Source organism: Saccharothrix longispora (genome assembly GCF_030852425.1).
Lineage (GTDB): Bacteria > Actinomycetota > Actinomycetes > Mycobacteriales > Pseudonocardiaceae > Actinosynnema > Actinosynnema longispora.
On sequence record NZ_NSDM01000021.1, the window covers coordinates 101,211 to 119,679 of the forward strand.

Genomic DNA, 18,469 nt, shown 5'->3' on the forward strand with positions numbered 1-18,469 from the left:
GAGCTGCCCGACCTGCGCCTCGCCGTGCCGCCCGAGGAGGTGCCGCTGCGCGGCGACATGCTCGTCCACGGCGTGCACTCACTGCCCGTGGCCTGGGGTCAGACCTCCGCGAACCCGGCGCCGAGCCGGTCGACGACGACCCCGATCAGCTCGGCCAGCTCGGGGCGTTCGGCGGCGTCGAGCCACCACCCGACGGTCACCCGCACGGTGGCCATCACGGACGCCGCGAACATCACCGGGTAGAGGTCGGCCTCGGGGTCGACCCCGACCCGCCGCGCGACCACGCCCGCCAGCTCCCGCTCCTGCGCGGCGAACGCCGCGATCTGGTGCGGGAGCAGCGCGGGCGTGCGCCGCAGCACCCGCAACTGGGCCACGCGGGCCGGGTCGATGTGCTCCGGCACCACCTCGGCCAGCGCGGCGCGCAGCGCCGTCAGGACCGGTTCGCCCTCCGGGCGCGCGGCGAACGCCTCGACGAACGCGGTGGCGGTCGACACGTCGCCGGCGACCACGGCCTCTTCCTTGGACGAGAAGTAGTTGAAGAACGTGCGCAGGGACACGCCGGCCTCGTGCGCGACCTGCTCGACGGTCACGCCGTCCAACCCGTGCACCACGCACAGCCGCAGGGCGGCGTCGGCCAGCGCGGTGCGGGTCGCCTGCTTCTTCCGTTCCCTGAGCCCGGTCACGGGTGCAGTGTCCCACCCGCCCTGTCCGCACCACCGGAGCGGCGCGATCGGACACGCGCCACGACGAGGGGCGCGGCGCCCGGTTCGGTCCCGGACGCCGCGCCCCTCGTCGGTCGACAGCGGTTCGGCAGCCGCTCAGTGGCCGCCGCCGGCCATCTCGGCGGCCAGGCGCTCGTCGCCGCTCATGGTCTTGAGCGGCTTCTCCTTGAGGAACAGCACGGCCACCAGGGCCAGCAGGGCGATCGGCGCGCCGATCAGGAACAGCTCCGCCGTCGCCGTGGCGTAGATCTCCCGCACGACCACGCGCACCGGCTCGGGCAGCAGGTTCAGGTCGGGCACCTCGGAACCGCCCGTGCCGCCCGCCACCGGGCCGAACTTCTCCGCGCTCAGCGTCTCCACCCGCGTGGCCAGGACGGCGCCCAGCGCGCTCACGCCGATCGTGCCGCCCAGCGAGCGGAAGAACGTCAGGGTCGATGTCGTGGCGCCCAGGTCGCGCGCGGGCACGTCGTTCTGCGCCACCAGCACCAGGTTCTGCATCAGCATGCCGACGCCGACACCGAGCACGGCCATGTGCAGGCTGACCGTGAACACCGTCGTGTTCGCGTCGATGGTGGACAGCAGCAGCATGCCGCCGACCATGATCGCGCCACCCGCGACCAGGAAGACCTTCCACCGACCCCACTTGGTGATCAGGCTGCCGGCGACCGTGGAGGACACCAGCAGGCCGAAGATCATCGGCAGGCTCATCAGGCCCGCCTGGGTCGGCGTCTTGCCCATGCCGATCTGGAAGTACTGCGACAGGAACACGGTGCCGCCGAACATCGCCACGCCGACCAGCGCGCTGGCGAGCGTGGTGAGCGCGACCGTGCGGTTGGCGAAGATCGTCAGCGGCACGATCGGGTCGGACACCCGGGACTCCACCCACACCGCGAGGACCAGCAGGCCCACGCCGATCGCCACGAGCAGCGCGGTCCAGCCGGAGGCCCACTCGAACTGGTGGCCGGCCAGCGTGGACCACACCAGCAGGGTGGACACGCCGCCCACGATCAGCGCCGCGCCCAGGTAGTCGACCTCGACCTCCTTGCGGACCACCGGCAGGCGCAGGGTGCGCTGGAGCAGGATGATCGACGCCAGGGTGAACGGCACGCCGATGAAGAAGCACCAGCGCCAGCCCAGCCACGAGGTGTCGACCAGCACGCCGCCGATGAGCGGCCCGGCGACCGTGCCGACGCCGAACACGGCGCCGAAGATGCCCGCGTACCGGCCCATCTCGCGCGGCGGGATCATCGCGGCCATCACGATGGTGGCCAGCGCGGTCATGCCGCCCGCGCCCAGGCCCTGCACGACGCGGCTGGCGATCAGCACCTCGACGTTCGGGGAGAACCCGGCGATCAGGGAGCCGACGACGAACAACCCGAGCGAGAGCTGGATGAGGAGCTTGCGGCTGTAGAGGTCGGCGAGCTTGCCCCACAGCGGCACGGTGGCCGTCATGGCGAGCAGCTCGGTGGTGACGACCCACGTGTAGACGGACTGCGAGCCGCGCAGGTCGGCGATGATGCGCGGCAGGGCGTTCGACACGACGGTCGACGCCAGGATCGACACGAACATGCCGAGCATGAGGCCCGACATCGCCTGGACGACGTCCCGGCGCGAGCGCGTGCCGGTCGCGCCGCCGTCGTTGCCGGTCGGTGGACCGGCGTCGGTTTCGGTGGACATGTTCCCCCGGTTTCTTCGGTCAGGGCTGGGGTGGGTTCGCCAGGCCCGCGGCGAGCAGGTCGAGCGCCTCGGCGATCAGCTCGTGCAGCGGGGCCGACTCGTCGGTGCGCGACCAGCGGGCGACGGCCACCCGGAACGCCGCGCCGGTCGCCGCGCCGAGCAGCAGCGGGTACGTGTCGTCCTCGGACCGGCCGACGCGCTCGGCGACGGCCGCGACGACCTCGCGCTCGACCGCCTCGCCGCCGGCGAGCACCTTGGCCAGCAGCACGGGGTGCTGCTGCACGACGCGCATCCTCCGCAACCACGACTCGCGGTCGACGGCCACCTCGGCGGCGATCTCGGCGAGCAGCGCTTCCCGGACCGCCGCGACCGCGGACAGCTCCGCCGGCTGGGCGAGCACCAGCGCGCGGATGCGCGGCCCCGCCTCCGGGTCGGGGGCGAGGACGGCCTCCTCCTTGGTGGCGAAGTAGTTGAAGAAGGTGCGCGGTGACACGTCCGCCGCGGCGCTGATGTCCTCGACCGTGACATGGTCGAGGCCGTGCCGCGCGACGAGGTCGACGGCGGCGCGGCTGAGCGCGTACCGGGTCAGCCGCTTCTTGCGGTCACGGAGGCCTTCGGCGTGGACGGGCACTCGACCAACCTAACCAAAAAGATGCACACACTGCAAGTTTGCAACGAGTGAACGTTTGCGGCCCACCCCTCCCGCCCACACGTCACCCGTACGCGCGACGGTCCACTTCGGACGCCCACGGCGCGTCGGGGCATAGGGTCGGGGCCGTCCAAGATCGCCCCGTGGTACCCGAGGGAGAACCATGCTCCGCAACGCGCGCCTCTTCGGCCCGAAGCGCCGCGTGACCTTCTCGCTGCCGCTCGACCAGCCCGACGGCCCGGTCAGCGTGGTGGGATCGTTCAACGACTGGACGCCGGGCGTGCACGAGCTCCAGCCGCGCCGCGACGGCACCCGCACGGTGTCCGTCATCCTGCCCCCCGGCACGCACCGGTTCCGCTACCTCGGCCCCGACGGCCACTGGTTCGACGACACCGACGCGCACCAGGTGGACCACGACGGCGGTGTGATCAGGATCGACGTCCTGCACTGAGCGGGCTCCGCCGAACCGAGGGACGTGCGGGTGAAATCCCCTCCACCCCCAGAGCTGTCGGGGCTAATGTGACAGCACTGTTGCATTCAGCTGGGGAGGATCGGTGCTGTACCCGGAGATCGAACCGCACGACCACGGGATGCTCGACGTCGGCGACGGGCACCACGTCTACTGGGAGGTGTGCGGCAACCCGGACGGCAAACCGGTGGTCTGCCTGCACGGCGGGCCGGGGTCCGGGTGCTCGCCGCGCACCCGCCGCTACTTCGACCCCGCGGCCTACCGGATCGTGCTGCTCGACCAGCGCGGGTGCGGGCGCAGCACGCCGCACGCCGGGCGACCCGAGGTGGACCTGTCGACCAACACCACCGACCACCTGGTCGCCGACCTGGAGCTGCTGCGCGAGCACCTGGGCATCGAGCGGTGGCAGCTGTTCGGCGCGTCCTGGGGCTCGGTGCTCAGCCTGGTGTACGCCGAGCGCTACCCGCACCGGGTGACGGAACTGGTGCAGGCGGGCATCGCCACCGGCATGCGGGAGGAGACGGACCTCCTGACCAAGGGCCTCGCGCCGATGTTCCCCGAGGCGTGGGCGAGGTTCCGCGCGTTCGCCCCCGAGGGCGACGACCTGCCCGCCGCCTACCTCGCGAAGCTGCTCGACCCGGACCCGGCCGTGCACGACCGGGCGGCCGAGGAGTGGTGCCGGTGGGAGGACGCCCTCGCCGCGCAGGGCGACCGCTTCGACCCCCCGGAGTACCGGCTGGCGTTCGCGCGCCTGGTCACGCACTACTGGGCGCACGGTTCGTGGCTGCGCGAGGGCGTCGTCGTCGAGGAGGCGTGGAAGCTCGCGGGCATCCCGGGCGTGATCGTTCAAGGCGTGCTCGACCTGGGCAACCTCATCGGCACGCCGTGGCGGTTGGCGCACGCCTGGCCGGACGCCGAGCTGATCATGATCCCCGGTTCCGACCACGCCGGCACCGACGACCTGGCCGCCGCCCGGGTCGCGGCGACCGACCGGTTCCGGTAACACCCGGCCACCGCGTGCGATGGTGTGGACGCGGGTTGTGGCGCGAGTGCCGGAGGGGCGGGCCTCGGACGAGGGGTTCGCCGAGGCGGTGGCGGGGGACTGATGGGCTGGTACACCGAGGCGGCGCAGCGGGTGTCCGCGCTGGCGCTGAGCGAGGCGCGGGCGCTCGGTCACGCCACCATCGGCACCGGGCACCTGCTGCTGGGCCTGCTCGGCGAGGGCGGTGCGGCGGCGACCGTGCTCGTGTCGTCCGGGGTGACGCCGCAGGGGTGCCGCCCCCACGTGCGGGAGGTCGAGCGGGGCGGCGTGCCGTTCCCGGGACACCTGCCGTTCACCCCGGGCGCGAAGCGGGCGCTGGCGGCGGCCGTCCGGGAGGCGTTGGCCCTGGGGCACCGGCACGTCGGCACCGGGCACCTGCTGCTGGGCCTGCTGGCCGAGGTCGACGGGGTGGCGGTGGACGTGCTGGCGCGGTGCGGCGCGGCGCCCGAGGACGTGCGGGACCGCGCGTTCGCGGAACTGGCGGGCATCTCGCTCGCGGGCTTCCCGCCGTCGCCGCGCACCGCCCGGCTGTACCTGAGCCACCGGCCGCGCGACCTGCACCTGGCGGGGCGGATCGCGGACCGGCTCGACGACATGGGGTGCGCCGTCGTGCCCGACGCGGCGTCGTGCGACGTGCTGCTCGCCGTCGTCGGGCCGGGGTGGACCGTGCCGGACGAGCCGGTGCGCGACGAGCTGGAAGCGGCCCGGACGCGGTTGGTCCCGGTGATCGCGGTGCTGGTCGACGGGGTGGAGCTGCCCGCCGACCAGCTGCCGGGCACCGGGTGCGTCGCCGTGCGGCACGAGACGTTCCGCGACGACGTGGCCCGGTTGGCCGACGCCGTCCGCTATGCCCAGCCGGGCATGGGGTAGCCGGACATGAGGTCGGCGACCTCGGCGGCGATCCGGTCGAGCCCGCGGTCGTCGGTCGCCCTGATCGCGCGGTCGATCCACTCCGCGACCTGCGGCATGTGGTCGGCGGTGAGGCCGCGGGTGGTGACGGCGGCCGTGCCGAGGCGGACGCCGGACGGGTCGAACGGCTTGCGCGGGTCGAACGGGACGGTGTTGTGGTTCGCCTCGATGCCCGCGCGGTCGAGGGCCTTCGCGGCGGGCTTGCCGCCGACGGCCCGGTTGGTCAGGTCGAGCAGGACGAGGTGGTTGTCGGTGCCGCCGGAGACCAGGTCGAAGCCGCGGTCGAGCAGGGCGGCGGCCAGGGCGCGGGCGTTCTGCACGACGGCGTGGGCGTAGAGGCCGAAGGACGGGTCGAGGGCCTCGCCGAGCGCGACCGCGATGGCGGCGGTGGTGTGGTTGTGCGGACCGCCCTGGAGCCCCGGGAAGACGGCCTTGTCGATCGGCTTCGCGTGCTCGGTGTCGGTGAGGATCATCGCGCCGCGCGGGCCGCGCAGCGTCTTGTGGGTGGTCGTGGTGACGACGTGGGCGTGCCCGACGGGTGACGGGTGCGCGCCGCCCGCGACCAGACCCGCGATGTGCGCGATGTCGGCGACGAGGACCGCGCCGACCTCGCGGGCGATCTCGGCGAACCCGGCGAAGTCGATGGTGCGCGGGATCGCCGTGCCGCCGCAGAAGATCACCTTCGGGCGTTCGGCGAGGGCCAGGTCGCGGACGTCGTCGAGGTCGACGGTGCCGGTCTCCTTGCGGACGCCGTACTGGGCGCTGCGGAACCACTTGCCGGTGGCCGAGACGCCCCACCCGTGGGTCAGGTGTCCCCCGGCGGGCAGCGCCATGCCCATGACCGTGTCGCCGGGCTCCAGGAAGGCCAGGTAGACGGCCAGGTTGGCGGGCGAGCCGGAGTACGGCTGCACGTTGGCGTGATCGGCGCCGAACAGGGCCTTGGCCCGGCTGACGGCCAACTCCTCGACCGGGTCGACGACCTGCTGGCCCTCGTAGTAGCGGCGGCCGGCGTAGCCCTCGGAGTACTTGTTGGTGAGCACCGAGCCGGTCGCCTCCAGGACCGCGGTGGAGACGTAGTTCTCCGAGGCGATGAGGCGGACCTTCTCGAACTGGCGACGGGCCTCGGCCTGCACCAGGCGGGCGACCTCGGGGTCGGCTCCGGTCAAGGACGGGATGGCGGGTTCGTGCACGACGGCCTCCACGCGCGCGAGGGCGCTCGCCGTGGCACCCAGGCGCGCGGTGCCCGTCGGCTCAACGCTCCCCGGTGGTCGGTCCCACCCTCGGCACGCCAGTCGCGAACACCGCCGAGCCTACCCGCCGCCGTCCGGGGAGCCCGATCCGCGTCACACCGCGATGACGACCTTGGCGCGGGCGTGCTCGTCCTCGACGTACCGGATCGCGTCGGGCACCCGGTCGAGCGGGTAGGTCCGGTCGACGACCGGCACGAGCGCCCCGGACTCGGCGAGCCGCCGCAGCGCCGCCAGGTTCTCCCGGCCGGGCCGCGCCTCCAGGACGAGCACCCGGTGCCTGCGGACGAGCGGACCCGCGAGCGCCGCCCGGACGATGAGCCCCATCGGCCCGAGGACGCTGCCGCCGGTGGACACCCCTCCCCCCGAGAGCAGGAGGGTCCCGCCGGGCCGGAGCGCGCGCCGGAGGGCGGTCAGCGGGTGGTTGCCCACCAGGTCGAGCACGACGTCGTGGCGTCCTCCGTCGCGGGTGAAGTCGTCCCGGGCGTAGTCGATGACGTGGTCCGCGCCGAGCGAGGCGACCAGCTCCGCGTTCCGGGCGCTGCACACGGCGGTCACCTCGGCGCCGAGGTGCCTGCCGAGCTGCACGGCGAACGTGCCGACGCCGCCGGACGCGCCGTTGACGAGGAGCCGCTGCCCCTGCCGCACCCGCCCCAGGTCGCGCAGGCCGACGAGCGCGGTGTTGGCCGCCAGGGGCAGCGCGGCGGCCTGCTCGAAGGTCAGGTTGGCGGGCTTGGCGTCCACCACGCCGTCCGGTGCGGACACGTACTCGGCGAACGCGCCGTCCGCCTCGCCGTACACCTCGTCGCCCGGCCGGAACCGGGTCACGCCGGCGCCGACCGCCGCCACCTCGCCCGCGAAGTCGGTGCCCCTGATGGCCACCTTCGGGCGGGCGAGCCCCATCACGCCCGGCATGAGGCGCGCCAGGTACGGGTCGCCGCGCATGACGTGCCAGTCGCGGGCGTTCACCGCCGCCGCGCGCACCCGGACGAGCACCTCCCCGGCCGCGGGCGTCGGCCGGTCGACCTCGACGAGCCGCAGCACGTCGGGTGAGCCGTACCGGTCCTGGGCGATGGCCTTCATCGTGCCTCCACCGGGTTCGGGGTGGTGCGGGAGCGGCGCACGGCCCGTTCGGCCACGGCCACGTTGACCAGCCAGCCGGCGAGCATCAGCAGGGCCTCGGCCGTCCGGTCGGGGTGGCCGAGGACCGCCGTGCCGAGACCGAGGGTGAACACCTGGGTGCCGGCGGCCAGGCCGACCGCGTACGCGCGGGTCATCCAGGCGCGGTGCCCGCCGACATCCCGCCGCCGGGCCGCGATGACGCCGAGGACCAGGAACAGCGCCCAGAGCGCGCCGAACACGAGCCGGGTGCCGGTGAGGAGGACGGTCGCGTCGGCCTGCCGGAAGGGGAACAGGGTCAGCCACAGCCCGGACAGCGCGGCGGCGAGACCGCAGAGGACCACCAGCCGCCCGGCCACGCGGTGCCACCGCCGCCGCCGGGCGCGGAACCGGGGCGCGAACTGGAAGGCGCCCAGGACGGCGTAGCCACCGGCCCCGATGATGTGCGCCACCAGGGGTGCGCCGCCGTCACCGGGGTCGCCCAGCCGGAAGGCTCCGGCGATGACGGGGACGGCGCCGAGCGCGAGCAGCCCGGCCGGGACGAGCCACCCCCGATCGGGTCGGGTGGCGCGTGGGGGCGCTGTTGTCGTCATGCCGCAGATCGTGGCCGCCGCGGCGGTGCCGGCTCATCGGTATTCAGGCCGCTGTCCGGCCGGACCAAGAGCCGGCCCCGGGTCGTACTTTCGGCTACCGGCGGGTGTTCGGCTACCTGCGGGCGCCGCCGCGCCGGACGCGGTCGGTCTCGTGGGCCCAGATGGCGATCTCGACGCGGTTCCGCGCGCCGAGCTTGTTCATCAGGCTCGTGACGTGGGTCTTGACCGTGCTGAGCGTGATGTGGAGCTGCTGGGCGACCTCGCTGTTCGTGCGCCCGGCGGCCACGGCGGCGAGGACCTGCTCCTCCCGCTCGGTGAGCGGCTCGACGGGCTGCACGGGGGTGACCGCCGGCCCGGCGCCGGCGAACGCCGCGAGCAGCCGCGCGGTGACGCTCGGGGCGATCAGCGCGTCGCCGTTCGCGGCGGCGTGCACGGCCTGGGCGAGCAGCACGGGTCCGGCGTCCTTGAGCAGGAAGCCCCGCGCCCCGGCGCGCAGCGCCGCGTAGACGTACTCGTCGAGGTCGAAGGTGGTGATCACGACGACGGCGAGCGGGTCGGCCACGTCCGGCCCGGCGAGCGCGCGGGTGGCCTCGATCCCGTCGAGCAGCGGCATCCGGATGTCGAACAGGCACACGTCGGGGCGCAGCCGCCGGGCCAGCTCGACCGCGTGCCGGCCGTCGGCCGCCTGGCCCACCACCTCGATGCCCGGCTGGGCGTCGAGGATCATGGTGAGGCCGGTGCGGACGATCTCCTGGTCGTCGGCGACGACGACGCGGACGCTCACGCGGTCGCCCCGGTGCGCGGCAGCACGGCGGTGACCGTCCACCCGCGGCCGGGGTCCGGGCCCGCCTCGCAGGTGCCGCCGAGCAGGCCCGCGCGCTCGGCCATGCCGATCAGCCCGTGCCCCCGCCCGGCGGCCGGGCGGGCGGGGGTCTCGCCGTCGTCGCTGACCCGCAGGTGCACCGAGCGGTCGTCGGCGACCACCCGGACCGCGATCCGGGTGGCGTGCCGGGCGTGCCGCAGGGCGTTGGTGACGGACTCCTGGGCGAGCCGGTAGACGGCGGTGCCCACCGACGGCGGCAGGTCGTCGACGTCTCCGACGACCTCCACGTCGACCTCGGGGCCGAGGTGCGGGCGGGCGGCGAGCTGCCCGAGGTCGGCGACGCGCGGGGTCGGGGCGAGGTCGACCCGCTCGTCCTGCCGCAGCACGCGGACCATGGCGCGCATCTCGGCGAGCGCCCGCGACGCCTCGGACTCGATCACGCGGAGCGCGTCGACCGCGGCCGCCGGGTTCGCGGCGGCGGTGGCGAGCCCGGCCTGGGCGCGGATGGCCATCGCCGAGACGTGGTGGGCCACGGTGTCGTGCAGGTCGCGGGCCAGCCGCTCCCGTTCGAGCAGCTTGGCCTGGTCCAGTTCGCGCGTGCGCGCCCTGACCCGGTACCGCAGCGCCGCGCCGAGGGCGCAGGCGGTGCACACGACGACCGCGCCGCCGAGCGTGTCGCCGAGGCCGACGGTGCCGAGCGCGAGCGAGGAGCCGAGCTTGGCCAGCACGACCAGCGACCCGAGCGCGGCCTCGCGGCCCGATCCCCAGCGGTACAGCGCGAACGGCAGGAGGAGCAGGTAGACCATGGTGTTCAGCTCGGGCTCGACACCGGTCGCCAACGGGGTCACCGCGCAGACGCCGAAGGCGATCACGACCGCGCGCAGCGGCCTGGTCCGCCGCAGCGGCAGCGTGGGCAGCAGCCCGACGGCGACCACCACCGAGACGACCGGGAACGCCAGGTCCGCCCGCAGCGCGCCCTCCAGCACGGCGGCCACCGCGAGCGCGCCGACCAGGACCAGGTCCCACCGGGCCCGCGGCGTCGGGTGCGGCGGTCGCGGTTCGTCCCACAGGGAGCGCAAGAGGTCGTGCACCGGCTCAGGGTACGGGCAGCGCGACGGTCCCGGATCGACCGGAAGCACGGTCGATCCGGGACCGGTCCGCGCCCCGGTGGATCGGCCCGGCGGATCGGCCCGCGGGATGGCGGGTTTGGGCGGAACGGTCCATTGCCCGACTGCCCCGGTGGATCAATACTCGGGTTGGAAATCTTCCAACCGGCTTAGCGCCACGTCAGCGTTTCCCCCTGCCCCGAAAGGACTGACGTGCTCGATCGGCGAAAGTTCGTGCTGGGCGCCGCCGTCACGGCGACGCTCGGCACCACGGTCTCGACAACACTCGCGGGCCGCGCGGCGGCCGCCCCCGCACCCGCCCTCCCGACGGCCGGCACCGGCTCCCCCACCAGGGCCGCCGGGGTCTTCACCGACCCCTCCGGCACGGCGTTCGCCCTGGTCCACCTCGACGGCGCGTGGGTGCTGGTCGACGAGCGCGGTTCGGTGCGGATCACCACCGGCCTCGCCGGCGCGGACCTCGTGGACGTCTCCACCGACGGCGACCGGGTCGTGGCGGTGGGCGCGCTCAGCGGCGACCCGACCGCGGCGATCTGGGAGTCCACCGACGGCACGACCTGGCGCGAGGCACGTCGCCTGCACGGCGTGCGCTCCGAGTTCACCGCCGTCGGCGGCGGGCTGGCGCTGGGATCGGTGGTGAAGCACGAGCGGGCGTCGCTGGTGCGCATCGCGGCCCGCCGGACCGCGAACGGCTGGTCCACCGTGCCGGTCCGCGGCCTGGAGTGGACCGACGGGATCAAGGCCACGGCGGTCGCGCGGACCGCGACCGGCTGGGTGGCGGCGGCGGTCGGCACCGCCGGGACCGTGCTGCACACCTCGCGCGACGGGGTCGCGTGGAGCGCCCGGCCCGGTGTGGACGAGGTCGCGGTGCGCGGCCTCACGGCGGACGGCCACTGGGTCGGCAACGACGTGGTGGACGCGACGCCGCTCGCCGGCACCCTGGACGCCGGTCGGCGGCGACCGGACGTGCCCGCCGACGCGAAGGCCCTGGGCGCGATCGGCGCCCGCACCGGCTGGCTGGCCGGTGGCCGCCTGATCACCGCGGAGGCGGCCCGATGATCACGTTCCAGAACATCGACGGCACGCCGGTCTACTACTGGCGGTCCAACCGCGGCAACACGACCACCCGCAACTGGCAGGTGACGCAGGCGTTCTACGACAGCCTGGTGCTGTGGGTCAGGGACCTGCGGTCGCTGTCGTCGGCGTACGGGGGCATCAGCTACCTGGTGTCGGCGGGGTTCTACGTGAACAAGCCGGGCGAGCACGGCACGGGCACCGCGATGGACCTCGACCACGTGCGGTGGAGCGGCGGGCAGACGATCTCGCCGCTGGACCGGCACCACGCGTCGGGCACGGTCGCGACGCGCCGCCGGTACCTGGCGGTGGACGCGGTGTGCCGGCGGCGGTTCCGGTTCGTGCTCGACGGGTGGTACAACGCCGCGCACGAGGACCACATCCACTCGGACTTCGGCGGCCTGCCCGTGCGGTGCGTGACGGGGTCGGAGAGCGACACGAAGTTCGTCCAGGCGCTGTGCAACAACTTCATGTCGTCCGGTCTGGCGGTGGACGGCATCTGGGGTCCGCTGACGACGAGCGCGTTCAACACCGCGAAGTCGCGGCTGGGCGTGACGGGCGACCCGCACACGAGCAGCGCGTCGTGGCAGTCGTTCCTGTCGGCGGCGGCCCGCAAGGGGTTCGCGAACCAGGCCTTCTAGGCCGCGGGCGAGGCGCCGCCGATCCCGCGCGCGCCGGACCGGGGCGGGTGCCGTGCTCCTCCGCACGGCACCCGCCCACCCCCCTGCCCGATCAGGCGCCCGCGCCGCCGGTGACCGGCAGCACGACCCCGGTCACGTACGAGGCCCGGTCGCTGAGCAGCCACGCCGCCGTCTCCGCGACCTCCTCCGGGCTCGCCGCCCGGCCCAGCGGGATGCCGGCGGTCAGGCGCTCCACCACGCCGGGGTCGGCCCGCTCCCAGTCCTCGACCATGGCGGTGACGGTGAGGCCGGGCGCGATGGCGTTGACGCGCACGCCCACCGGGCCGTAGGTCACCGCCGCGCTCTCGGTGACGCTGTTGACGGCGCGCTTGGCCGCGCCGTAGGCCGGGAGCGCGGGGTTGCCGATCAGGCTACCGACGCTGCTGGTGTTGACGATGGCGCCCGCGCCCGCCGTGGCCAGCATGGCCTTCACCTCGGCGGCGACGGCGTAGAACACGCCCTTGTGGTTGACGCGGGTCACCAGGTCGAAGTCGTCCTCGGGGAAGTCGACGACCGGGTGCGGGGGGACGTTGACGCCCGCGTTGTTGAAGGCGACGTCGAGCCGGCCGTGGCGCTCCACGACGGTGTCGACGACGCGGCGGATGTCCGCCACGTCGCCGAGGTCGGCGACCGCGTACGAGGCGTCGCCGCCGATCTCCTCCGTGAGGAGCTCCAGGTCCGCCCCGGTGCGCGCGGCCAGCACGACGGTGGCGCCCTCCCGGGCGAACAGGCGGGCGGCCGCGGCGCCGATGCCCCGGCTCGCACCGGTGACGAGGGCGATCTTGCCGTTCAGGAGTCCGTTGGTCATGGCTCCACCGTGCTGCGCCCGCCCCGGCCCCGGCAGGCCCGGACCGTGCGGGGTACTCCCGGTACCTGGCAGCCCCCGGCACGCCGACGGACGATGGGCGCATGGACAAGCACGGACTGGCCTCGTTCCTGCGCCGGTGCAGGGAGCGGTCGTCCCCCTCCACGGTCGGCCTGCCGGTGGCCGGACCGCGCCGCACGCCCGGCCTGCGCCGGGAGGAGGTCGCCGGGCTCGCGCACATCTCCACGCAGTACTACACGCGCCTGGAGCAGGCCCGGGGTCCCCGGCCGTCGCGGCACGTGCTGGCCGCCCTGGGGCGCGCGCTGCGGCTGACCGACGCCGAGCGCGCCCACCTGCACGCCTTGGTCGGCGAGGCGGTCGGCCCGCCGACCGGGCCGCCCGCCGAGGTTCCGGACGGCGTCCTGGAGCTGATCGAGCGCCTGCCGGACACGGCCGCGATCGTGCTCGACGCCAAGTACGACGTGCTGGCCTGGAACCCGCTGGCCGCGGCCCTGCTGGAGGACTTCTCGGCGCTGTCGCCGCGCGACCGCAACGTGATCCGGCGCTTCTTCCTGCGACCCGACGACCCGCGCCGCCACTACGGCCTGTCGCACGGCGACGCGTTCGCCCGGTTCGCCGCCGGGCACCTGCGCGCCGCCGCGACCCGCTACCCGCACGACCGGGCGACGCAGGCCCTGGTCGCCGAGCTGCTGCGGCACAGCCGCGAGTTCGCGGAGCTGTGGCCGACGCACGACGTCACCGACTCCCGGCACCTGGTCAAGTCGATCGACCACGAGTTGGTGGGGCGGGTGGAGGTGACGTGCGACGTGCTGGAGGTGCCCGAGCGCGACCAGCACCTCGTGCTGTTCACCGCCGCGCCCGGGACGCCCGCGCGGGAGGCGCTGCGGCTGCTGGGCGTCGTCGGCACCCAGCGGATGACGACGGAGGACGAGCCGGGGCGGGTCAGCCCGCCGTGACCCGCGCGGACGTCCTCGCCGGTCGCAGGCCGGTCGCCACCACCAGCACGGCGGCGGCGGTGGCGACGACCGGCACCAGCAGGGCGTCGTGGAAAGCCGCCAGCGGGCCCTCCTCCCCCGCCGCGACGGTGAGCGACGCGGCCGAGGCCAGGCCCAGCGCGGCGCCGAGCTGGGACGAGGTGTTCCGGATGCCGCCCGCGAGGCTCTGCTCCGCGTCGGCGACGCCCTCGAGCGCGATGATCGTGAGCGGGCCGTGGACGAGGGTGAACGCCAGGCCCAGCAGCGCCACCCCGGCCTCCAGCGCGGTCCAGCCGCGCAGGTCCTGGAGGTGGAGCACGGTGGTGAACTGGAAGGCGACGAACGACCCGGCGAACAGCACGGTGGCGACGTTGGCGCGCACGAGTGCCCTGCCGCGGAAGATGCCGAGGCGGACCAGCGGGTGGGTCCGCGCCTCTCCGCGACCACGAACGCCACCAGCAGCGCGGCGCTGACCGCCGCGGTCAGGGCGGTCTCGCCCGATGACGCCTCCGGCGCGCGGACGACCGTCCAGACGACGCCGACGGCGCCCAGCGTCATGGTGACCGCGCCGACCACGTCGCCCTCCGCGCGGGTGAGGCGCGGGGGCGCGGCGTCGCGCGGGACGCGCCTCACCACCGCCACCAGGATCACGGAGGCGAGGGCGACCGGCGCGAAGAACACCCGGCGCCAGCCCAGCGCGGTCAGCAGGCCGCCGACGACGAGGCCGAGCGAGAAGCCGCCCCCCGCCGTGCGCGCGTACCAGAGCAGCGCGCGGTTGCGCCGCGGTCCCTCGGCGAAGCCGGTGGTGATCAGCGACAGCCCGGCGGGCGTCATGAACGCCGCCGCCAGCCCGGTGACCGCGCGGGACGCGATCAGCGCCCAGCCCCGGTGTCCAGCCCGCCGAGGCCGGAGAACAGGACGAAGACCGCCAGCCGGAACACGGACACCCGGCGGCGGCCCAGCAGGTCGGCGGCCCGGCCGCCCAGCAGCATGAAGCCGCCGTAGGTCGGCACGTAGGCGCTGACGACCCACTGGAGGTCGGTGGCGGACATGCCCAGCTCGGCCTTGATCGCGGGGAGGGCGACGCCCAGCACGGAGACGTCCACGCCCCCCAGGAAGATCGAACCGCACAGCACGAACAGCAGGGCCGCGGCGCGCGCGGTCATCCGGGTCGGCGGGTCGGGCGGTGTCGCCGGCGGGTCCAGCGGTGTCGCGGACACGTCAGCCAACTCCTCGTCGGGGTGCGGGCCTGTGCACCTGGATGATCAGCCGCACCGCGACGTCGCGTAAGAAGGCACTTCGGAGTGCCCCGGTACCCCCGGGGGGAACCGTGCGCGCTACCGGTCCGCGGCGGTCCGCACGGCTCCCTCGCTCGCCGCCCGGGTGGTGGTGCGCGTGCCCGACAGCAGGCCGAGCGGGCTGCGCCGGTCGGCGCGGGCACGCGCGGCGAGGCCGACCAGCCCGGCCGCCAGGACGACGTGCCCGCCGTGACCGGCCTGGAGCAGCAGCAGCACCGGCAGCCACCACACCAGGAACCGCAGCACCGCGGCACGGGCCGGCGCACGGCCCCCGGTGCGGGCGTCGACCAGCGCGAGGTGGAACGCGACCTGGCCGGGCGTGGCGCGGTCCGCGCGCAGCAGCGGCACCGCGAGGACCGACACCAGCGGCACCAGCACACCCACCGCCCGGTCGGCCCACACCCCCGGCGCCCCTCCTTCCGCGAGCACCAGCACCAGCCGGGCGCCGACCTGGAGCAGCGCCAGGGTCAGCAGGTCGCCGAGGAACGCGGCCGCCCGGCGCGGCAGGCCCGGCGGCCCGGTGTCCGCCACGGGTTCGGGCACGGCGGGCGGCAACGACCGGCCCGCGGTGCGGGCGAGCACCCAGCCGAGCACGGTGCCCGCCGTGTTCGTGATCAGGTCGTCCACGTCGGCGATCCGGTAGGGGCACGGGTAGAGCCCGAACACGGCCGTGCCCTGGACGGTCTCCACGCCCAGCGACACCGCGAAGCCGATCGCGGCGGCCGTCACCGGGCCTCGGCGGAACCGGTGGGCGAGCAGGAAACCCAGCGGCACGAACAGCGCGACGTTCAGCGCGACCTGGAGGAACTGGGGGCTGGTCGGGGCGTAGCCGACCCCGGCGATGTCGTCCAGCGACGCGAGGGGCCGGAGCTGCCAGTACGCCCGCAGCGGTCGTCCGTCGCAGAAGCCCGGCGTCACCACCGGGAGCGGGAACAGCGTGAACGCCACCAGCCCGCAGCCGTAGAACGCGCCCGCCGCCGCGACGAACGCCGACCACCCGCGCAACCGCCCGCGCAACCGGTACTGGCGGTGCACCCACGGCAGCACGGCGACCGGCAGCAGCAGTGCGAACAGCACCACCGCGATGACCGCCTCGCTCGCCCGCACCGACACGCGCCCACGCTAGGTCGAGCCGTCGTCCACCGCCCGGCTTCCACCTGTTCGAGTGGCGCTATCACAGGAACAGGTGAACCGCATGGCGAGCCACGACGAACCCCCGTCGACCACGTCCGGTCCGAGGAACGGGGGAACCGTGGACGACACCGCCGCGTGCGCCGCGACCCGCCACGCCAACCAGGTCCACGCCGTCGTCGAGCGCCTCGCCCTCCGCGGGCGGTGGACGCTCGTGCTGTCCGGGGGCAACGTCCACCTGCCCACCGGCCCCGGCGTCGCGGGACTGCTCGCCGATGCCCGCCTCGCCTGCCGCGTGCACGCCGACGTGCCCGCGCTCGCGCTGTCGCCCACCCTGTGGGCGTTCCTGGTCGACCCGGCCGGGGCACCGACGCCCGTCCTGCCGGCGGGCGCGTGGCTGCTGGACCGGGGCGCGTGCCTGCCGCTGCCGCCGAGCGTCACCGCCGAGGGCCCGGTCCGGTGGGTCCGCGAACCGCGCGACGTGCTGCCGCGCCTGGACGCGGTGGTGGGCCTGCTGCGCGGGCGGGCGGGCGCGGCGGCCGGCCCGGCGGCGGTCGGGGTGGTCGGCCAGCCGTCGTGGTCGAGTTCGCGGAACGCCTCGGTCAACGCGCCCAGGTAGGTGGTGTCGGTCGTCATCGACTTGCGCTTCGTGCCGATCGCGGTGCGGCTGGGCGGCGGCTCCACCGTCTCCCACGCGCGGTACCCGCCGACGTCGTCGCGGCAGCGGACGACGATCGTGGTGGCGGGCAGGTCCAGCTCGTGGTCGTGGATGCGGAAGGGTTCGACCTCCTCCTCCAGGCCCGTGCCCTCCAGCAGCGCCAGCAGGGTCGCCGCCCGGCCCAGGGCGGCGCGGTGGGCGTACTCGTCCTGGTCGGGCGGCGGCAGGACGAGTACGCGGGCGTGCCGGATCAGCCGCAGCGCCACGGCCTGCCACTCGTCCCCGGCGCGCACCAGGACCGGGCCGGGCGGGGCGAACGCGGTCCGCTGGTCGACGATGCCGCAGGTGGGCAGGTCGAGCGCGGAGCGGACGGCGGTGGTGACGACCTGCTCGACGGTCGCGTTCCGGGTGAACGGCTGACCGCCGACGCGCTGCTTGCGGCCCATCGCCTTGGGCAGCACGACCTGACCGTCCCGGCCCGAGTCCAGCAGGCCGGGCAGGTACTCGTCGTGCCGCAGGGTCGCCGACGACCGGGTGTACCGGGTGGCGCCGACCAGGCCTGCGAGCGCCATGCCCAGCACCGGTCCGCTGCGGGCGACCGCCTCCAGCCCGCCGAGCGACAGCAGGGCCGCGCCCAGCGGCAGCCCGCCGCCAGCACGACCAGACCGCGCACCCCGGTGAACCGGTAGAGCCGCACGAAGAGCGCTTTCGCCCGGACTCCCCCTCGTCGACGCCCACCGGGGACGTCGATCGACGCGTGCGCGCCGTTACCGGTGGGGGCGCGGCGTGCGCGCCCCCACCGGGTCGGCTCAGCGGGGCGCGCCGCTGGGCCGGACCGGGCGGTCGAGCGGCAGCACGTCGCGCATCGACCTCATGACCGTCTGGTCCTGGTCCACCTGCTCGACCAGCGGCTGCGCCGTCAGCACCACCGCCCCCGCCGCGGCGGGGACCGCCGTGACGGGGACGTCGACGGGCAGCACGGCCACCAGGTCGGACTCGGCGTAGTCGACGTCGACCGAGATCTCGTCGCCGCCGATCTCGCGGGTGATCCACTGACCGGACTCGACCAACTGCTTGAGCGTCTTCACGTGCAGTCCGTTGATGCGCTCCAGGTACCACTCGTCCGCCGGCATCGGCCCCATCCGACCCACGAGTCGCGCCTTGACCTCCTTGATGCGGCCCCACAGCTGCGCCGTCAGCGCCGCCCTGTCGAACGGCCCCTCCAGGCCGTCGCGCAGCCGGTCCTCGATCAACCTCGGCACGCCGGTCTCGTCGGGCATCACCATGGTCGTCCAGGCCCGTGACTTCTCCCGGTACTGCAACTGCTGCATCAGCCCCTCGTGCGCGGAGAAGTCCGAGGAGCGGAACCGCCTGCCCTGCCACTTCGAGCGCAGCGTGCCCGCCAGCGACAACGCGCTCTTCACCCCCGTGTTCAGCCCCCGCCCGGGCCAGAA

At 74.9% G+C, this 18,469-nt stretch carries 20 protein-coding genes, 1 pseudogene and 1 riboswitch; of the genes and pseudogenes, 6 read left to right on the forward strand and 15 right to left on the reverse strand.

Translation table 11 applies throughout. The features are described from left to right. Positions 1 to 98: 98 nt before the first annotated feature. The 3 genes from CKY47_RS33655 to CKY47_RS33665 all read right to left on the reverse strand — a co-directional run bounded on the left by CKY47_RS33655 (position 99) and on the right by CKY47_RS33665 (position 3,030). Positions 99 to 683 carry a TetR/AcrR family transcriptional regulator gene (locus CKY47_RS33655; protein ID WP_306750399.1) on the reverse strand — a complete coding sequence of 195 codons (585 nt, stop codon included), beginning with the start codon at positions 681 to 683 and terminating at the stop codon, positions 99 to 101. A 135-nt stretch (positions 684 to 818) separates the two neighbouring features. Continuing rightward, positions 819 to 2,399, reverse strand: coding sequence for an MDR family MFS transporter (locus CKY47_RS33660; RefSeq protein ID WP_371320781.1), 1,581 nt, complete (start codon positions 2,397 to 2,399; stop codon positions 819 to 821). 19 nt (positions 2,400 to 2,418) lie between these two features. Continuing rightward, positions 2,419 to 3,030, reverse strand: coding sequence for a TetR/AcrR family transcriptional regulator (locus CKY47_RS33665; RefSeq protein WP_306750400.1), 612 nt, complete (start codon positions 3,028 to 3,030; stop codon positions 2,419 to 2,421). A gap of 181 nt (positions 3,031 to 3,211) precedes the next feature. On the opposite strand from CKY47_RS33665, the gene CKY47_RS33670 reads away from it, so the two are divergent. From CKY47_RS33670 to CKY47_RS33680, 3 genes are all read left to right on the forward strand, one after another. Next, the gene (locus tag CKY47_RS33670) at positions 3,212 to 3,499 is read left to right on the forward strand and encodes an early set domain-containing protein (RefSeq protein WP_306750401.1); all 288 of its coding nucleotides are present in this window, start codon (positions 3,212 to 3,214) and stop codon (positions 3,497 to 3,499) included. A 103-nt stretch (positions 3,500 to 3,602) separates the two neighbouring features. Further along, positions 3,603 to 4,520 carry a prolyl aminopeptidase gene (gene pip, locus CKY47_RS33675; protein WP_306750402.1) on the forward strand — a complete coding sequence of 306 codons (918 nt, stop codon included), beginning with the start codon at positions 3,603 to 3,605 and terminating at the stop codon, positions 4,518 to 4,520. Between the two features lie 102 nt (positions 4,521 to 4,622). Beyond that, a complete protein-coding gene (locus CKY47_RS33680) occupies positions 4,623 to 5,429 on the forward strand; it encodes a Clp protease N-terminal domain-containing protein (protein WP_306750403.1) in 807 nt (268 codons plus the stop codon). Here CKY47_RS33680 and CKY47_RS33685 read toward each other — a convergent pair. The 5 genes from CKY47_RS33685 to CKY47_RS33705 form a co-directional block, all read right to left on the reverse strand. Continuing rightward, a complete protein-coding gene (locus tag CKY47_RS33685) occupies positions 5,405 to 6,658 on the reverse strand; it encodes a serine hydroxymethyltransferase (RefSeq protein ID WP_306750404.1) in 1,254 nt (417 codons plus the stop codon). The two genes, CKY47_RS33680 and CKY47_RS33685, sit on opposite strands and share 25 nt — an antisense overlap. A 29-nt stretch (positions 6,659 to 6,687) precedes the next feature. Next, positions 6,688 to 6,774, reverse strand: a riboswitch (ZMP/ZTP riboswitch). Between the two features lie 37 nt (positions 6,775 to 6,811). After that, positions 6,812 to 7,798 carry an NAD(P)-dependent alcohol dehydrogenase gene (locus tag CKY47_RS33690; protein ID WP_306750405.1) on the reverse strand — a complete coding sequence of 329 codons (987 nt, stop codon included), beginning with the start codon at positions 7,796 to 7,798 and terminating at the stop codon, positions 6,812 to 6,814. Then, the gene (locus tag CKY47_RS33695; protein WP_306750406.1) at positions 7,795 to 8,427 is read right to left on the reverse strand and encodes a DUF2306 domain-containing protein; all 633 of its coding nucleotides are present in this window, start codon (positions 8,425 to 8,427) and stop codon (positions 7,795 to 7,797) included. The genes CKY47_RS33690 and CKY47_RS33695 overlap by 4 nt, the downstream gene beginning before the upstream one ends. Before the next feature lie 112 nt (positions 8,428 to 8,539). Continuing rightward, a complete protein-coding gene (locus tag CKY47_RS33700) occupies positions 8,540 to 9,211 on the reverse strand; it encodes a response regulator (protein WP_306750407.1) in 672 nt (223 codons plus the stop codon). Further along, entirely contained in the window at positions 9,208 to 10,341 is a 1,134-nt protein-coding gene (locus tag CKY47_RS33705; RefSeq protein WP_306750408.1) for a sensor histidine kinase, read from the reverse strand. Before CKY47_RS33705 ends, CKY47_RS33700 begins: the two co-directional genes overlap by 4 nt. A gap of 228 nt (positions 10,342 to 10,569) precedes the next feature. On the opposite strand from CKY47_RS33705, the gene CKY47_RS33710 reads away from it, so the two are divergent. Both CKY47_RS33710 and CKY47_RS33715 read left to right on the forward strand, forming a co-directional pair. Beyond that, on the forward strand, positions 10,570 to 11,433 hold the full coding sequence (locus tag CKY47_RS33710; RefSeq protein ID WP_306750409.1) for a hypothetical protein: 864 nt from the start codon (positions 10,570 to 10,572) through the stop codon (positions 11,431 to 11,433). Beyond that, complete coding sequence (locus CKY47_RS33715) at positions 11,430 to 12,089, forward strand: extensin family protein (RefSeq protein ID WP_306750410.1); 660 nt, start codon at positions 11,430 to 11,432, stop codon at positions 12,087 to 12,089. The genes CKY47_RS33710 and CKY47_RS33715 overlap by 4 nt, the downstream gene beginning before the upstream one ends. A 91-nt stretch (positions 12,090 to 12,180) precedes the next feature. On the opposite strand, the gene CKY47_RS33720 is transcribed toward CKY47_RS33715, so the two are convergent. Then, on the reverse strand, positions 12,181 to 12,936 hold the full coding sequence (locus CKY47_RS33720; protein ID WP_306750411.1) for an SDR family NAD(P)-dependent oxidoreductase: 756 nt from the start codon (positions 12,934 to 12,936) through the stop codon (positions 12,181 to 12,183). A 101-nt stretch (positions 12,937 to 13,037) separates the two neighbouring features. Between CKY47_RS33720 and CKY47_RS33725 the strand changes: the two genes are divergently transcribed. After that, complete coding sequence (locus CKY47_RS33725) at positions 13,038 to 13,910, forward strand: helix-turn-helix transcriptional regulator (RefSeq protein ID WP_306750412.1); 873 nt, start codon at positions 13,038 to 13,040, stop codon at positions 13,908 to 13,910. Here the strand turns inward: CKY47_RS33725 and CKY47_RS33730 are convergent. From CKY47_RS33730 to CKY47_RS33755, 6 genes and pseudogenes are all read right to left on the reverse strand, one after another. After that, positions 13,897 to 14,310, reverse strand: a complete 414-nt coding sequence (locus tag CKY47_RS33730; protein ID WP_306750413.1) for a hypothetical protein — start codon at positions 14,308 to 14,310, stop codon at positions 13,897 to 13,899. The genes CKY47_RS33725 and CKY47_RS33730 overlap by 14 nt on opposite strands. A 140-nt stretch (positions 14,311 to 14,450) precedes the next feature. Further along, positions 14,451 to 14,762: pseudogene (locus CKY47_RS33735) on the reverse strand (MFS transporter); the annotation flags it as partial. A 38-nt stretch (positions 14,763 to 14,800) separates the two neighbouring features. Beyond that, a complete protein-coding gene (locus tag CKY47_RS33740) occupies positions 14,801 to 15,148 on the reverse strand; it encodes an MFS transporter (RefSeq protein ID WP_306750414.1) in 348 nt (115 codons plus the stop codon). 117 nt (positions 15,149 to 15,265) lie between these two features. Next, on the reverse strand, positions 15,266 to 16,339 hold the full coding sequence (locus tag CKY47_RS33745) for a VanZ family protein (RefSeq protein ID WP_306750415.1): 1,074 nt from the start codon (positions 16,337 to 16,339) through the stop codon (positions 15,266 to 15,268). A 9-nt stretch (positions 16,340 to 16,348) separates the two neighbouring features. Continuing rightward, the gene (locus CKY47_RS33750) at positions 16,349 to 17,587 is read right to left on the reverse strand and encodes a hypothetical protein (protein WP_306750416.1); all 1,239 of its coding nucleotides are present in this window, start codon (positions 17,585 to 17,587) and stop codon (positions 16,349 to 16,351) included. Between the two features lie 237 nt (positions 17,588 to 17,824). Beyond that, positions 17,825 to 18,469 (reverse strand): hypothetical protein (locus tag CKY47_RS33755; RefSeq protein ID WP_306750417.1); only part of this gene is annotated, 645 nt, incomplete at its 5' end.

Excerpts from the sequence above, each read along its gene's own strand:
- CKY47_RS33670 (WP_306750401.1), top strand. The coding sequence starts at position 3,212 with ATGCTCCGCAACGCGCGCCTCTTCGGCCCGAAGCGCCGCGTGACCTTC.
- CKY47_RS33750 (WP_306750416.1), bottom strand. The coding sequence starts at position 17,587 with ATGGCGCTCGCAGGCCTGGTCGGCGCCACCCGGTACACCCGGTCGTCG.
- CKY47_RS33660 (WP_371320781.1), bottom strand. The coding sequence starts at position 2,399 with ATGTCCACCGAAACCGACGCCGGTCCACCGACCGGCAACGACGGCGGC.
- CKY47_RS33725 (WP_306750412.1), top strand. The coding sequence starts at position 13,038 with ATGGACAAGCACGGACTGGCCTCGTTCCTGCGCCGGTGCAGGGAGCGG.
- CKY47_RS33720 (WP_306750411.1), bottom strand. The coding sequence starts at position 12,936 with ATGACCAACGGACTCCTGAACGGCAAGATCGCCCTCGTCACCGGTGCG.
- CKY47_RS33690 (WP_306750405.1), bottom strand. The coding sequence starts at position 7,798 with ATGAAGGCCATCGCCCAGGACCGGTACGGCTCACCCGACGTGCTGCGG.
- CKY47_RS33715 (WP_306750410.1), top strand. The coding sequence starts at position 11,430 with ATGATCACGTTCCAGAACATCGACGGCACGCCGGTCTACTACTGGCGG.
- CKY47_RS33695 (WP_306750406.1), bottom strand. The coding sequence starts at position 8,427 with ATGACGACAACAGCGCCCCCACGCGCCACCCGACCCGATCGGGGGTGG.
- CKY47_RS33680 (WP_306750403.1), top strand. The coding sequence starts at position 4,623 with ATGGGCTGGTACACCGAGGCGGCGCAGCGGGTGTCCGCGCTGGCGCTG.